General features: G+C 52.5%; 13 protein-coding genes. 8 read left to right on the forward strand and 5 right to left on the reverse strand.

Features of this window, described 5'->3' with window-relative positions:
* Window positions 1-3: 3 nt before the first annotated feature.
* The 4 genes from parE to ABOC97_RS06640 all read left to right on the forward strand — a co-directional run bounded on the left by parE (window position 4) and on the right by ABOC97_RS06640 (window position 5,116).
* Complete coding sequence (gene parE, locus ABOC97_RS06625) at window positions 4-1,899, forward strand: DNA topoisomerase IV subunit B (protein WP_349595442.1); 1,896 nt, start codon at window positions 4-6, stop codon at window positions 1,897-1,899.
* Between the two features lie 340 nt (window positions 1,900-2,239).
* On the forward strand, window positions 2,240-3,217 hold the full coding sequence (locus ABOC97_RS06630) for a TRAP transporter substrate-binding protein (RefSeq protein WP_349595445.1): 978 nt from the start codon (window positions 2,240-2,242) through the stop codon (window positions 3,215-3,217).
* Window positions 3,218-3,265: 48 nt separating this feature from the next.
* Window positions 3,266-3,814: a TRAP transporter small permease gene (locus tag ABOC97_RS06635; protein ID WP_349595448.1), complete on the forward strand. Its 549-nt coding sequence runs from the start codon at window positions 3,266-3,268 to the stop codon at window positions 3,812-3,814.
* 12 nt (window positions 3,815-3,826) lie between these two features.
* Entirely contained in the window at window positions 3,827-5,116 is a 1,290-nt protein-coding gene (locus tag ABOC97_RS06640) for a TRAP transporter large permease (RefSeq protein ID WP_349595451.1), read from the forward strand.
* Here ABOC97_RS06640 and ABOC97_RS06645 read toward each other — a convergent pair.
* Complete coding sequence (locus ABOC97_RS06645) at window positions 5,102-5,974, reverse strand: AraC family transcriptional regulator (RefSeq protein WP_349595454.1); 873 nt, start codon at window positions 5,972-5,974, stop codon at window positions 5,102-5,104. The genes ABOC97_RS06640 and ABOC97_RS06645 overlap by 15 nt on opposite strands.
* A 230-nt stretch (window positions 5,975-6,204) precedes the next feature.
* Between ABOC97_RS06645 and ABOC97_RS06650 the strand changes: the two genes are divergently transcribed.
* The 3 genes from ABOC97_RS06650 to ABOC97_RS06660 all read left to right on the forward strand — a co-directional run bounded on the left by ABOC97_RS06650 (window position 6,205) and on the right by ABOC97_RS06660 (window position 10,537).
* Window positions 6,205-7,968: a DUF2264 domain-containing protein gene (locus ABOC97_RS06650; RefSeq protein WP_349595541.1), complete on the forward strand. Its 1,764-nt coding sequence runs from the start codon at window positions 6,205-6,207 to the stop codon at window positions 7,966-7,968.
* 84 nt (window positions 7,969-8,052) lie between these two features.
* The gene (locus tag ABOC97_RS06655; protein ID WP_349595456.1) at window positions 8,053-9,321 is read left to right on the forward strand and encodes an oligosaccharide MFS transporter; all 1,269 of its coding nucleotides are present in this window, start codon (window positions 8,053-8,055) and stop codon (window positions 9,319-9,321) included.
* A 25-nt stretch (window positions 9,322-9,346) separates the two neighbouring features.
* A complete protein-coding gene (locus ABOC97_RS06660; RefSeq protein WP_349595459.1) occupies window positions 9,347-10,537 on the forward strand; it encodes a glycoside hydrolase family 88 protein in 1,191 nt (396 codons plus the stop codon).
* Window positions 10,538-10,642: 105 nt separating this feature from the next.
* Here ABOC97_RS06660 and ABOC97_RS06665 read toward each other — a convergent pair whose 3' ends face one another.
* The 4 genes from ABOC97_RS06665 to qseB form a co-directional block, all read right to left on the reverse strand.
* Complete coding sequence (locus ABOC97_RS06665; RefSeq protein ID WP_234507661.1) at window positions 10,643-10,957, reverse strand: putative quinol monooxygenase; 315 nt, start codon at window positions 10,955-10,957, stop codon at window positions 10,643-10,645.
* A 30-nt stretch (window positions 10,958-10,987) separates the two neighbouring features.
* A complete protein-coding gene (locus ABOC97_RS06670) occupies window positions 10,988-11,569 on the reverse strand; it encodes an NAD(P)H-dependent oxidoreductase (RefSeq protein ID WP_234507658.1) in 582 nt (193 codons plus the stop codon).
* A 106-nt stretch (window positions 11,570-11,675) separates the two neighbouring features.
* Entirely contained in the window at window positions 11,676-13,025 is a 1,350-nt protein-coding gene (gene qseC / locus ABOC97_RS06675) for a quorum sensing histidine kinase QseC (RefSeq protein ID WP_349595462.1), read from the reverse strand.
* A complete protein-coding gene (gene qseB, locus ABOC97_RS06680) occupies window positions 13,022-13,681 on the reverse strand; it encodes a quorum sensing response regulator transcription factor QseB (protein ID WP_349595465.1) in 660 nt (219 codons plus the stop codon). The genes qseC and qseB overlap by 4 nt, the downstream gene beginning before the upstream one ends.
* Window positions 13,682-13,830: 149 nt before the next feature.
* Here qseB and ABOC97_RS06685 point away from each other — a divergent pair, with 149 nt between their 5' ends.
* Entirely contained in the window at window positions 13,831-14,229 is a 399-nt protein-coding gene (locus tag ABOC97_RS06685) for a YgiW/YdeI family stress tolerance OB fold protein (protein WP_349595468.1), read from the forward strand.
* The last annotated feature ends 92 nt before the right edge of the window (window positions 14,230-14,321 follow it).

Here is a 14,321-nt window from a genome sequence, read left to right on the forward strand (position 1 = left end):
ATCATGACGCAATCTTCTTATAACGCTGATGCCATTGAGGTACTCACCGGGCTTGAGCCGGTTCGCCGCCGCCCGGGGATGTATACAGATACCACACGCCCTAACCATATGGGTCAGGAAGTTATTGATAACAGTGTGGACGAAGCGCTAGCCGGACACGCGAAGCGCGTTGAGGTTATCCTTCATGCCGATCAGTCATTGGAAGTTATCGATGACGGCCGCGGCATGCCCGTCGACATTCACCCGGAAGAGGGGGTGCCAGCGATTGAGCTGATCCTCTGTCGTTTGCATGCGGGCGGTAAATTCTCTAATAAAAACTACCAGTTCTCCGGCGGCCTTCACGGCGTAGGGATCTCGGTAGTCAACGCCCTGTCAAAGCGTGTTGAAGTGAACGTTCGTCGTGACGGTCAGATCTACAGCATCGCTTTTGAACACGGTGAAAAGGTCGAAGAGCTTCATGTTTCCGGTACCTGCGGTAAACGCAACACCGGGACCAGCGTGCACTTCTGGCCTGACGAAAGCTTCTTTGACAGCCCGCGCTTTTCCGCTTCTCGCTTAAGCCATCTGCTGAAAGCCAAAGCAGTACTTTGTCCAGGTGTGGAAATCGTCTTTAAAGATAAAGTTAACGATACCGAACAGACCTGGCGCTATGCTGACGGCCTGACCGACTACCTGAGCGAAGCGGTGAACGGCCTGCCGTTGCTGCCGGAGAAACCGTTTGTCGGTAATTTCTCCGGGGAAACCGAAGCGGTGGATTGGGCGCTGCTGTGGCTGCCGGAAGGCGGCGAGCTGCTGACCGAAAGCTACGTCAACCTCATCCCAACGATGCAGGGCGGGACGCACGTCAACGGCCTGCGTCAGGGCCTGCTGGATGCGATGCGTGAGTTCTGCGAGTACCGCAATATCCTGCCGCGCGGCGTGAAGCTGTCGGCGGAAGATATCTGGGATCGCTGTGCCTACGTACTTTCCGTGAAGATGCAGGATCCGCAGTTTGCCGGTCAGACCAAAGAGCGTCTCTCTTCACGCCAGTGCGCGGCATTCGTTTCCGGTGTGGTTAAAGACGCCTTTAGCCTGTGGCTGAATCAGAACGTTCAGTCGGCAGAGCTGTTGGCTGAGATGGCGATTTCCAGCGCCCAGCGTCGTCTGCGCGCGGCGAAAAAAGTGGTGCGTAAAAAGCTGACCAGCGGCCCTGCGCTGCCGGGTAAACTGGCTGACTGCACCGCCCAGGATCTCAATCGTACCGAGCTGTTCCTCGTCGAAGGTGATTCTGCAGGCGGATCCGCCAAGCAGGCGCGCGATCGTGAATATCAAGCGATCATGCCGCTGAAAGGTAAGATCCTGAATACCTGGGAAGTCTCCTCGGATGAAGTTCTGGCATCGCAGGAAGTACACGATATCTCCGTAGCCATTGGTATCGATCCGGACAGCACGGATCTCAGCCAGCTGCGCTACGGCAAGATCTGTATCCTCGCGGATGCGGACTCCGATGGTCTGCACATTGCGACTTTGCTGTGCGCGCTGTTTGTGAAGCATTTCCGTGCGCTGGTGAAAGAAGGCCACGTGTACGTAGCGCTGCCACCGCTGTACCGTATCGATCTGGGTAAAGAGGTTTACTACGCCCTGACCGAAGAAGAGAAAGCGGGCGTGCTCGAGCAGCTCAAGCGTAAAAAGGGCAAGCCGAACGTGCAGCGTTTTAAAGGTCTGGGTGAAATGAACCCGATGCAGCTGCGTGAAACAACGCTAGATCCAAACACTCGCCGTCTGGTACAGCTTTTCATTACCGATGAAGACGAACAGCAGACCGATGCCACCATGGATATGCTGTTAGCCAAGAAGCGTTCGGAAGATCGCCGTAACTGGCTGCAGGAAAAAGGCGACATGGCGGATATCGAAGCCTAAAAAGTTCGCTGGGTGGCATCGCGCCACCCAGCGACAGTATGCAATTGTGAAGTTAATTTGACCCTTCTTGTTTCTATAACTATTTATACTTTCATTTAAGTAAACGCATTTAAAATAATCACATTTAAAATAATCACTATATTCATTTATAAAATAAATAATCCAATCCAAATAAATATAAATTAATTATCTTAAACGCGTTTTTTATTTATTTGAAATCCTTTTTCTTTTTGGTTATCTATCACAGAAAGTTTTTGGTGGTTTGCATAACGTTATGTGCGGACGAAAGGGCTGGCATACCAATAACCCATATCTGATGAATATAATTGATAGGTGAATCATGAAAAAAATAAATGTTATTTCAGGGATTATTTCGCTTTCTCTATTTATGGCATCGTCAATGTCGATGGCGAAAACGGTTTTTATTGCTTCTGATGTGCATCCGGCCGATTACCCGACGACGGCAGCGGTTATCCATATGGGGGAAAAGCTTAGTACCGAAACCGATGGCCGCCTTTCAATCAAGATGTTCCCAAATGGACAAATGGGCGATGAGGGGGCCTCGCTTGAAAAAACGCGTGCCGGCGCGATTGATATTCTTCGTGTTTCCATGGCCCCCGTAGGCGGTATTCTTCCGGAAGTCAGCGTCTTCAACATGCCATTTGTGTTTCGCGATACTGACCACCTGCACCACGTTCTGGACGGAGATGTGGGTACGCAGTTGGGGCAGAAAATTACCGCCAGCAACCTTGGGCTGGTGTTTCTTGGCTGGATGGATGCCGGATCGCGCAGTCTGATTACCAAAAAACCGGTGAAAACGCTGGCTGATCTAAAAGGGGTGAAAATTCGTCTGCAGAATAACCCGATTGGTCTCGACTCCTTCAAAGCCATGGGCGCTAACCCTGTCGTACTGGCGGTAGGCGATGTTTTTGCCAGTCTGCAAACGGGGGTTATTGACGCCGCTGAAAATAATGAACCGACGTTTGACACGGAAAACTATGTCGTATCAGGGACCAAATATTTCGACAGAACCGAACACTTTATGATTCCAGAAGTCTTTGTGTTCTCGAAAAAGAAATGGGCAAAGTTGTCGCCTGATGATCAGGCATTAATTGTCAAACTGGCGAAAGAGGCTCAGGCGGAAGAACGCGTGCTGTGGGCACAGTATGTGGATAAATCTACCAAAAAACTTCAGGGACAGGGCGTTCAGTTTATTGAGGTTGATAAACAGCCGTTTATTGATGCAACGGCTCCCGTCCGCGAAAAATATAGCCAGCAGTTCAGCTCACTGATGCAAGAAATTCAAAACACCAAGTAATTATTTAGCAGGCTATTTTTATTGGCCTGCCTTCTTTGCGGAGAACATATGAAGAATTTATACATTCTACTTATGGATGGGGTTTACCGCGTCTGTATCTGGCTATCGGGAATCAGCCTGCTATTTATGACGTTTATTTATCTGGTGGGTATTTATGCCCGCTTTCGCCCAGACTTTCCCGGCTGGCTCGATTTTTTACCACATGCTTCAACCAGTTGGCCGGAACCGTTGTCGCAAATCTGTATGATCACTTTCTCCTTCGTTGGCGCAGCGGCTGCCTATCGTGCGGGCGGACATATTGCGATCACCATGCTGGTGGATCATATTCCAGAAAGTGCCAAAAAAGGGTTACGGATTGTTGTCGATTTAGCGATGTTAGTGACCTGCTTATATATTATCCGATGGGGAATTTTAGGCTGTATGGATGCCTGGGAAGATATCGTGCCATCGCTGCCGTTACTGACCTCCGGTATTACTCATTTACCTATCCCGCTAGGGTCGTTCTTTACGCTGTTGTTCGTCATTGAAAAATTACTCTGTGGGCCGCAGACGCACCGAAAACTGGTGCAGTACGGCTCGCCGACGGTTGGCCATTAAGGAGCGATCATTATGGATATGACGTTGCTGGTTTTTGTAGTGACCTTTGTCGTGCTCATGGCGATAGGAATGCCGGTGGCTTATGCCGTTGGCCTTACCGCGGCGATTGTGACGGTGTATGCGGACTTCTCCCTTGATGGCCTGATTATTACGATTTTCCACAGTACGGATAACGTGAACCTGTTGACGGTCCCGTTCTTTGTTTTTGCTGGGGCAATTATGGCCGAAGGGGGAATGGCGCGAAGGCTGGTGGATTTTGCCGGGTTGTTCGTCGGTTGGATTCGTGGTGGTCTGGCATTGGTTAATATCCTGGCCTCCACGCTGTTTGGCGCGATCTCGGGGTCATCTGTCGCGGATACCGCATCGATTGGCTCGGTGCTGATCCCGGAAATGGAGCGCAAAGGCTACCCGCGAACGTTTGGGGCGGTGCTAACGGCGAGTGCCTCGGTACAAGCCATTCTGGTGCCACCAAGCCATAACTCGGTGTTGTTTGCCATCGTCGCTAATACCGCCGCCGTGACCATCCCTGCGATGTTCCTTGCCGGGATAATTCCCACGTTTGTGCTCTGCGGGACATTGATTGTGCTGTGCCTATTCTCAGCGCGTAAGAATAACTACCCGAAAGAGGCAAAAATTGAATTCCGTCGCAAGGTTAAAATTGCCATGGATGCGATTTGGGGGCTGATCACCATTGTTATTATTTCCGGAGGGATTCTTTCGGGATTCTTCACGCCGACGGAGTCCGGTGCTATTGCCTGTATTTGGGCGATGTTCGTCACCTTCTTTGTCTATCGTGAATATAAGTTCAGAGATTTTCCTAAGCTAATTCATCGCACTATCAAAACGGTCACCATGGTGATGGTCTTGATTGCCTTTGCGGCTGCCTTTGGTTCAGTGATGATGCTGGTTGATCTGCCGCAGCAGATATCAGCGGCACTGCTGACGTTGTCCGATAACAAATACGTCATCCTGCTGATTATCAATATTTTGCTGCTGCTGCTGGGCTGCCTGATGGACATGGCACCGCTGATTCTTATTTTGACGCCTATTTTGCTGCCCGTCGCGGTACAGTTGGGAATTAACCCGGTGCACTTTGGCATTATTATGATGACCAATCTGGGTATTGGTCTGATTACGCCGCCCGTTGGCTCGGTATTATTTGTTGCCAGCGCCGTCAGTGGCGTCAAGATTGAACAAGTCGTGAAATCAATGCTGCCGTTCTATCTGGCATTGTTTGCCGTGCTTATCGTCATTACCTACGTGCCGATTATTTCGTTATGGCTACCGTCAGTGTTTCACTAACTTATTGACGCTAAGGTGATTTTTACGGTACTGCAAGGGGGTCTCACCGATCCCCTTTTTAAACGAACTGATAAAGTAGGTCACTTCAGAAAATCCCACCTGCCCGGCAATTTCGTTCACCGGCAGCGCGCTATGCCGCAGCAGTTCGCAAGCGCGGCGTAGGCGAAGAGTATTGAGATAATTGTGAATATGCTCACCGGTTTCCGCATGGAAACGGCGCGACAGGTAGCTGCGTGATTTCCCCAATTCTGCCGCTAGTGCGTCGAGGCTGAATTTCTGCCGGTAGTTCTCTTCAATCCAGAACATCACTGGGGTGGCGATACCCTGCGCCGACTCGGTCATTTTTTCCTGCACCGGCGGCAGCATACTGAAGAGCGTCATCAGCATATTGGCTATTTGCTCGGTGCTGAGTCCGGAAGTTGTTGCCGCGCTGGCGTAGAGGCTAAATAGATGGTCGATATGAGGATGGGCATCAGCTAAATCGGCAACAAATGCCGGGCGACCGCGTGCGGAAAGTGCCTGTAAACGGCGGTGATTGTCGGGGAAATGCTGAAGAAGTTTGGCAATAGCGTGCTGATCGACATGAATAATGGTTCGGCGATAGCTATCTTCGGCTTTCTCGTCGACCATAATTTTATGCAGCGTAAACGGTGGGAAGAAAAACAGCCTGCCGGGCCGCATGGTGTACTGGCGATTATCGACGATGACCACGCCGAAACCCTCTTCAACGTAGAGGATTTCCAGACATTGATGCCAATGGTGGTAGCGTACGCTATTGGCAAAAAGCCGGCTGAATGACGCCACGGTGTCATTGAGTGTGATCAGCTCCAGATGCTCGGCATTCAAGGATGAAGTCATGTGCAATAGATTTAAATTTTCTCGACATTAATCTTACTACTAAACCACTGTTTTAAATTTTATCAAGCAGCGGTTCAGGCATTGCTATCAGTTGTGACCTGGTTAACATTTCTCCAACCCTCGGACTCTCTATGCTTTAGCCACTTTCGAGGATGGTTAAATAAAGGGGCAGCACAGTGGCGAAAATATCAAAAATATTGTCATCACGAGAAGATGTGACGCAAACGCTGATGATGATGCTGAACGCTCTCGATAAACAATTCCCCGCAGGCGTAGCGCAGTTCTCGCTGGGTAAAACCTGTACGCACTACAGCACGGACATTGCGGAGATGGAGGGCTTATCGAGAGCGCTCTGGGGCCTGTTCCCGCTATTGGCGGGTGGGGCGGAGGTGCCGTTTAGTGATAAATACATCACCGCGATTAAGCTTGGCACTGACCCGCAAAGCCCTTCTTACTGGGGAGAAACCGGGCCGTATGACCAGCGGTTGGTTGAGATGGCGGCCTACGGCCTCGGTCTGGCGCTGATGCAGGACACCTTAACCGATCATTTCAGTGAAACGGAGCTGAAGAACCTGCATCGCTGGCTGAATCAAATTACCGATGCCCAGATGCCGGATAGCAACTGGAACTATTTTGCCATTATCGTGCAGCTCGGTTTTAAACGCGCCGGAATGCCATACGACCAGGCGGCTATCGACCGCCGTTTCAATATGATGGAAGCGTACTACCTCGGCGATGGCTGGTACTCTGACGGCCCCGGTCGGCCAAAAGATTACTACATCTCGATGGCGTTCCATTTCTACGGCCTGATTTACGCCACCCTGAATGCCCACGATGATCCCGTTCGTGCGGCGACGCTGCGCGAACGGGCCAGCCTGTTCGCGAAAGACTTTATCTATCTCTCTGCCGCCGATGGTGCATCGGTACCGTTTGGCCGCAGCCTGAATTACCGTTTTGCGATGGTCGCATTTTGGAGCGGCGTGGCTTTTGCTGGGCTGGATGTTTTCGCGCCTGGCGTCGTGAAGGGTATTATCCTGCGCCACTTGCGCTGGTGGCTGGAAAAGCCGATTTTCGACCGCGACGGAATCTTAACCCTGGGCTTTGCTTATCCGAATCTGGCGATGTGCGAAGACTATAACGCGCCGGGGTCGCCATATTGGGCGCTGAAGGTGTTCCTGATTCTGGCACTGCCGGCGGATAGCGATTTCTGGCAGGCGCAAGAACTGCCGTTGCCTGAACTTGCACCGGTTCACGCCATTATCCCCGCTCAACAAATCCTGCAGCACCATGAAAAATCACAGCACGTGGTGATGCTAACCTCCGGTCAGCTGGAGCTGAACAACTACGTTAACACCGAGGCGAAATACACCAAATTTGCCTATTCCACCCGCTTTGGCTTCACCATTGAGCGGGGGCGCTACGGCATCAAACATGCGGCCTGTGACTCAATGCTGCTGCTATCGGACAACGACAACTACTGGCGCGGCCGCCGTGAGTGCGACAGCGTTGAGATGCTGGATGGCGCTATCTATTCCCGTTGGCTGCCGTGGCACGACGTTCAGATTGATACCTGGCTTATTCCGTGCGGCGAGTGGCATGTGCGCGTACACCGTGTGAATACCGCACGACGACTACAGACGGTGGAAGGCGGTTTTGCGGTGATGAAAGCGGACGTCGAATCCCGTGCGCAGTTCAGTCGGGTGCATGCCGCCAACGGTGTCAGCATGATTGCGGATATTACGCCGCAGACTGGCGTCCGTCAGGGCGATAGCGTGGTGACGCCACCTAATAGCAGCGTGATGTTTGCTGAGTGTGCGGTTATCCCGACCTTAACCGGAGAAATTGAACCCGGTAAACATTGGCTGTGCAGCGCGGTGGCCGCCAGTGGCGAACGCGCTGCGCCACAACCGATATTGCCAACGTTGCTCATTGATAATAATACGCTGCGCGTGACGGATAACACCTGCGGGAAAACTCTTTCTCTGCATATTTAAAAATAGTCATTAATAAAAAACCTCTGGCGCGCTCTGAAATAAATGTTTAGAGCGTGCACCCTACAACGTTTTGTCGAGGGCTGTATGGAAAAGATATCGTCTCAAAACAGGCTGGAATATTACAAAATAAGTTCTTTTATCTTGTTATACTTTTTTACCTGGTCTGCCAGTATTGGTTTGTTTGCCATTTGGTTAGGGCAGAAAGCCGAATTGAGCGGGGCGGTGATTGGTACCGTATTTGCCGTTAACGGGATATTCTCGGTGATCCTTAAACCAATATATGGTTATATCCTCGATAAAATCGGCATGAGCAAATATTTGCTCTACTTTGTGGTGGTGATGTCCGCCTTAATGGCGCCGTTCTTTATTTATGTCTACCAGCCGCTGCTGCTGTCCCACACCATGGTGGGGATTGTGGTCGGGGCGATTTATCTGAGCTTTGCATGGTACGCGGGCGTTGCTGCCTGTGAATCCTACGCCGATCGCTACAGCCGCCTAAACAGTATGGAGTTTGGTCAGATCCGTATGTGGGGCTCGCTCGGCTGGGCGGTGGCATCGTCGTTCTCCGGCCTGTTATTTAATATCTCACCGGCCTATAACTTCATTATGGGCAGCGTGGCATCGCTGGTGATGCTGGCCGTGCTGATGAGCCTGAAGGTGGATACGCAAAACAGTAATGCCGACGCGGTAATCTCGAAAGATAAGATTGTCCTGAATGACGTTTTCAACCTACTGAAAAGCGGCAAATTCTGGGCTTTCTGCCTTTACGTGGCGGGCGTCGCATGGATGATGTTTGTCGCCGAGCAGCAGTTCTCGCGCTACTTCGTAACCTTCTTTAATGATGTGCATGAAGGTAACACGGTATTTGGTTTGCTGGGCACGGTACAGTCCGGTACTGAATTCGTCATGTATATCTTTATGCCTATGTTCGTGAACTATATCGGCGCTAAACGCGGTCTGCTGATTGTTGGCGCATTAGTGGGGGCTCGCCTTATTATTTCCGGCGTCTGCGATTCTCACTTGCTGATTTCCGTTATTAAACCGCTATACGGTCTGGAAATTTGTCTGCTGCTGGTGTCGGTATTTAAATATATCGCGGAGCATTTCGATAAGCGCGTTAATGCCACCATGTATTTACTCGGCTATCAGGCCATGTTGTATATCGGCAACGTCGTGGTCTCTTCGCCCGCAGGTTTATTGTACGACCGCATTGGTTTTGAGAAGACCTATATGATCATGGGCGGCATTGCATTGTTCTTCACGCTTGTCTCCGCTTTCACTTTATCCGCTTGTAAACGCCAGAATCACCGCCAGCCTGCGCTGGATATGGCTGAAAACGGTATTTCTAAATAAGCTCTACTGAATGAAGGAACCGAAAATGTTAAACCATATCGCTCTGGAAAAACTGCGCGAATACCCGGGTGCCCCCGTTAATCTCCAGACGTTTAACGATGAGCTCTGCTCGGCACGTAGCCATGTCCTTAAGCTGATTAGCCGCCATTTAACGGATTTCGGTGATAAGTTTCCTGCGGAAGCCTGCGTCAATGGCTACTACCCGTTAACGGAAAACGTGGAATGGACCACCAGTTTCTGGACCGGTCAGCTGTGGCTGGCATGGGAAATGACCGGAGATGAAAAATACCGTGCGCTGGCTGAGAAGCATGTCCGCTCGTTTGGTCTGCGCATCGCCGGGCGGCATGATACCAATACTCACGATTTGGGTTTCCTGTATACGCTCTCCTGCGTATCGGCGTGGCGTTTGACCGGGAATCGTGATGCGCGAGGGTTTTCGCTGCAGGCGGCGGAAGCACTGTTAGAGCGTTTCCATCGTAAAGCGGAAATTATCCAGGCCTGGGGGGTGTTGAGCGATCCGGAGCAGGCGGGGCGTATGATTATCGACTGCACCATGAACCTGCCGCTGCTCTACTGGGCGACTGAGCAAACCGGCGACCCGCGCTTTGCTGATGCGGCGCGGGCGCATGTCCGCCAGTCGGCGAAATACCTGGTGCGCGACGATGCATCGACCTATCACACTTACTATATGGACGTGCAGACCGGTGCGCCGCGCTTTGGCAAAACGCAGCAGGGCTATGCGGATGACTCGTGCTGGTCGCGAGGGCAGGCGTGGGGAATCTATGGCTTTATGCTGAGCTTCATCTACACCGGCGATACGGAGTTGATTAGCCTGTCGAAAAAGCTGGCAAATTACTTCCTCAACCGTCTGCCGGAAGATGCTATATGCCATTGGGATCTGGCGCTGGTGGGAACCGACGCGCTGCGCGATTCATCATCTGCGGCGATTGCGGTCTGCGGCCTGTTGGAGCTGGTGAAATATTTGCCGACGACCGATCCCGATCGCGAGCGCTATCAGCAGTGGGCCATGGGTATGATGTCATCGCTGTCTAAACACTATCTGGTGGGCGTGGACGAGCCGAGTACCGGCGTGCTGAAGCATTCGGTTTATCATTTCGCCAGCGATAAAGGCGTGGATGAGTGCTGTAGCTGGGGGGATTACTTCTATGTAGAAGCGCTGGTGCGCATGACGCAGAGCTGGAAACTGTACTGGTAACGGCAGTTAATTACCCGGACGAGGTGCGTGAGCGCCGACTCCGGGTATGTCATATCACCGGGTCAACGTAATGCAACCCGGTTAATCACCGTATGAAACGAACGCTTAAACGCCCGGTTCCAGGATACGAATAGTGGTATCCAGCACGTCGCCTTTCACCGCTTCGCCCCATGCTTTCATGTGCGGGGTTTGCAGGTGTGCTTCAAGGTGGGCAACGCTTTCCCACACTTCTACCATCACGATAGAGTCCGGTGCAGTCGTCTGGAAACTTACGCCAGCGGCGTTATCAACCAGCGGCGCGTAGCCGTGGCAACCGTCTTCTTTGAGTACGGTAGGGATAATTTTCGTAAACTGTTCCAGCACCGCCTGGCGGTGGTGTTGTCCTGGACGAGTACGGATTTCAGCAATAACGGTCAACATGATTAACTCCTTCTAATTCCAGCATACCAGTTAAGCAAAAATCTTCCCAAGATGCTCGCGGTATTCTGCAACATAACGTGGAACGTCCGGCATTTTGATAACGTCATTGGTGATGAAGGTTGGCAGCGCTTCCATTCCCAGGAACTGGTTGGCTTTGTGGAATGGCAGATATACACCGTCAACGCCCACGCCGTGGAAGAACTGTTCTTTATCGGTGAAGGCTTCCATCGGTGCGTTCCAGGTCAGGGACAGCATATAGGTTTTACCCTGAATCAGACCGCCGGAGCCATATTTTTTGCTGGCGTCGGAACGGGTGCGACCATCGCTGGCGTACAGGGAACCATGACCTTCGGTGAATACGTCATCGATGTATTTTTTCACGGTCCACGGTGCGCCCATCCACCAGCCTGGCATCTGCCAGATAACGGTATCGGCCCACAGGAAATTCTGCACTTCTGCTTTGACGTCGTAGTCGCCATCGGCACGAACGACTTTAACATCATGCCCGAGGTCGCGCAGATAGGTCTCCGCGACTTCAGTCAGGGTGTCGTTGAGTTGGCCGTTAGAGTGGCCGAATTTTTTCGCGCCGTTGACGATCAGAATGTTGCTCATTATTTATCCTCAGGAAAATGCGTTTGTCAGCCATAATACTCGGCTCAGTACAGCGGTTAAATGTACAAAATGTGCAAAGTCTTTTGCTGAAAACGCAATAATTCTGCTACCAGAGAACCTCTACTCGGAAGCCGCCTTCTGGCGCGTTACTGAAGGTGACAGACATCTGATGCAATGCGGCAATACGCTGCACAATCGACAACCCCAGACCGCTACCCGTTTCATCCTGTCCTGGAGGGCGGTAGAAGCGTTCGCCGACGCGCGCCAGTGCCTCTGGGCTAATACCCGGCCCGTTATCGCGAACGCTGAAACCGCTGCGCTCAAGCGTGACGTCGACCACGCTGCCCGGAGGGCTGTAGCGCACGGCGTTATCCAGCAGGTTGCGGACCAGCAGGCTAAGCAGTAGCGGTTGGGCGGTGCGGCTGACTCGCTGGGCGTGCAGATGCAGGCGAATCTCAATCCCGGATTTTTGCGCCGAGTGGTAGATATCCATCACCGAAGATTGCAGCAAATCGTCGAGATTCACCGTCTGCACGTCGGCCAACTGCTCCAGCGAGTCGAGGCGGGAGAGGGTAAGAAGCTGTTCTACCAGGCGGGTGGCGCGATCGATCCCGGCGTGCACCTGTAAGAGCGCTTTGCTCTGGCTTTGCGGATCATCTTGCGACATTTGCGCCACTTCCGCCTGTACCCGCAGCGCGGTCAGCGGGCTGCGTAGCTCATGGGCGGCGTCGGAGGTAAAGCGTCGTTCGCGGATCATCATGTCCTGGGTGCGGCGGAACAGGTGATTCAGAGCATCCAGCAGCGGCCGGACTTCACTTGGCACGCCTTTAGTATCGAGCGGGTCGCTGGCGTCAGGATCGCGCTGACGCAGGGTTCGGGTCAGCTTTTTCAGCGGCGCCAGCTCGCGGCTCAACAGCAGTATCAACAGTAAAAACATGACTGGCAGGGCGACGAGCCACGGAGTGAGCTGACCGATGATGATATCCAGCGCCATCTCGCGGCGGTAGTCCCACTCCTGGCCGACCACAATGCGGTATTTTTTATCGGCGGTGGTGAGCCATAGAAAACGCCAGCGATCGTCATCATTGCTGAGCTGGCCGTCATCAAAACCTTCACGGCGATAATGGTACGGAATGTACGGCCCGTTCTCGCCATCATGCAGCACCATTTCACCGTCGACGGTATAGATAGCGAAGGCCAGGGCATCTTCATCCAGATGCCCATGTTTGACCTTCTTGGGCGCACGAATCCACTGTCGGGAGGTCGGCAGGTCGGCAAAGTCCATGGCGCTGATGCGTTTAGCGAACAGCATCTGCTGGGTGTCGAACAGCTTGTCGAGTTTATTCGTGGTCTGCTCCCAGGCGATGGCGCTGGCAAAACACCATGCCACGGCGGCGAGGAGCATAAACAGCAGCGTCAGGCGAAAGCGTAAACTCAGGCGGCGGAGCAGATTCATTGGTCACCCAGGGTGTAGCCGATACCGTGGACGGTACGGATAAAATGGCTGCCGAGCTTGCGGCGCAGATGGTGGACGTGGACTTCAATGGCGTTGCTGGTGACTTCTTCATCCCAGCTATAGAGTTTCTCTTCAATTAGCTTACGCGGCAGCACGCGTCCGGCGTTACGCAACAATAGCTCCAGTAGCGCAAACTCTTTCGGCTTTAGCGCCAGCGGTTCACCGTCGAGGGTGGCGACCAGTTTTCCCGGACAGAGTTCGACGCCGCCGTGGCGCAGCACGCTGCTGGTTTGCCCATGCGCCCGACGAATCAATGCTTCCAGCCGCGCGGCGACTTCAATCAGGGCAAAGGGTTTGCACAGGTAGTCATCGGCACCAAGACGAAGTCCTTCCACACGCTGGTTCAGGGCATCGCGTGCGGTCAGGATCAGCACTGGCTCGTGGTGGGATTTTTCGCGCCACTCGCGCAGAATATCCAGCCCGTCGATACCTGGAAGCGTCAGGTCGAGGATCACCGCATCATACGGCGCGCTGTAGAGTGCAATTTTGCCCTCTTCACCACGGGTAAACCAATCGATGCTAAAGCCCATTTTGCCGAGCCCGGTTTTGATGCCGTCGCCAATCAGTTTGTCATCTTCTACTAATAGAATTCGCATTTGCCACTCCTTGCCTGCTGCCCTATAAGCCAAGTAAACCGCGCCTTTACGGCTGCTGTACAGCAATAAAAAATCTTTTTTTTCCTTAAGAAGTTGTTAAGAATTGGCGTGTGTAATAGGCGTCAGAAACCAATAAGGGAGAACATATCATGAAGAAACTTGCTGCTATCGCCGCCATTCTGGCACTGGCCTCCGCACCGGCTTTGGCTGCTAATCAGGGCGGTTTTTCCGGCCCGGCTAGCACGACGACGACCTCGCAGGCTGGCGGTTTCGTCGGTCCAAACGGTACCGTCACCACGGCGGCAAATGCCAAATCGATGCGTGACGATACCTGGGTCACTCTGCGCGGTAATATTATCGAGCGCGTCTCCGACGATCTGTATATTTTCAAGGATTCGAGCGGCACTGTGAACGTCGATATCGACCATAAACGCTGGAACGGCCAGACCATCACGCCACAGGATTTGGTTGAGATTCAGGGCGAAGTGGACAAAGACTGGAACTCAGTCGAAATTGATGTGAAGCAGATCCGTAAAGTCAGTAACTAACGCCTGCCGCCGCTCCTCGTTTTCGACTGCATTGCGCAAGATCGGTCAGGATTATTGTCGACCGGAAAGGCAAAGTAGGTCATCAGGAGGAT

Source organism: Kluyvera huaxiensis (assembly GCF_040149365.1).
In the GTDB taxonomy this organism is placed as follows: Bacteria; Pseudomonadota; Gammaproteobacteria; order Enterobacterales; family Enterobacteriaceae; genus Kluyvera; species Kluyvera intermedia_A.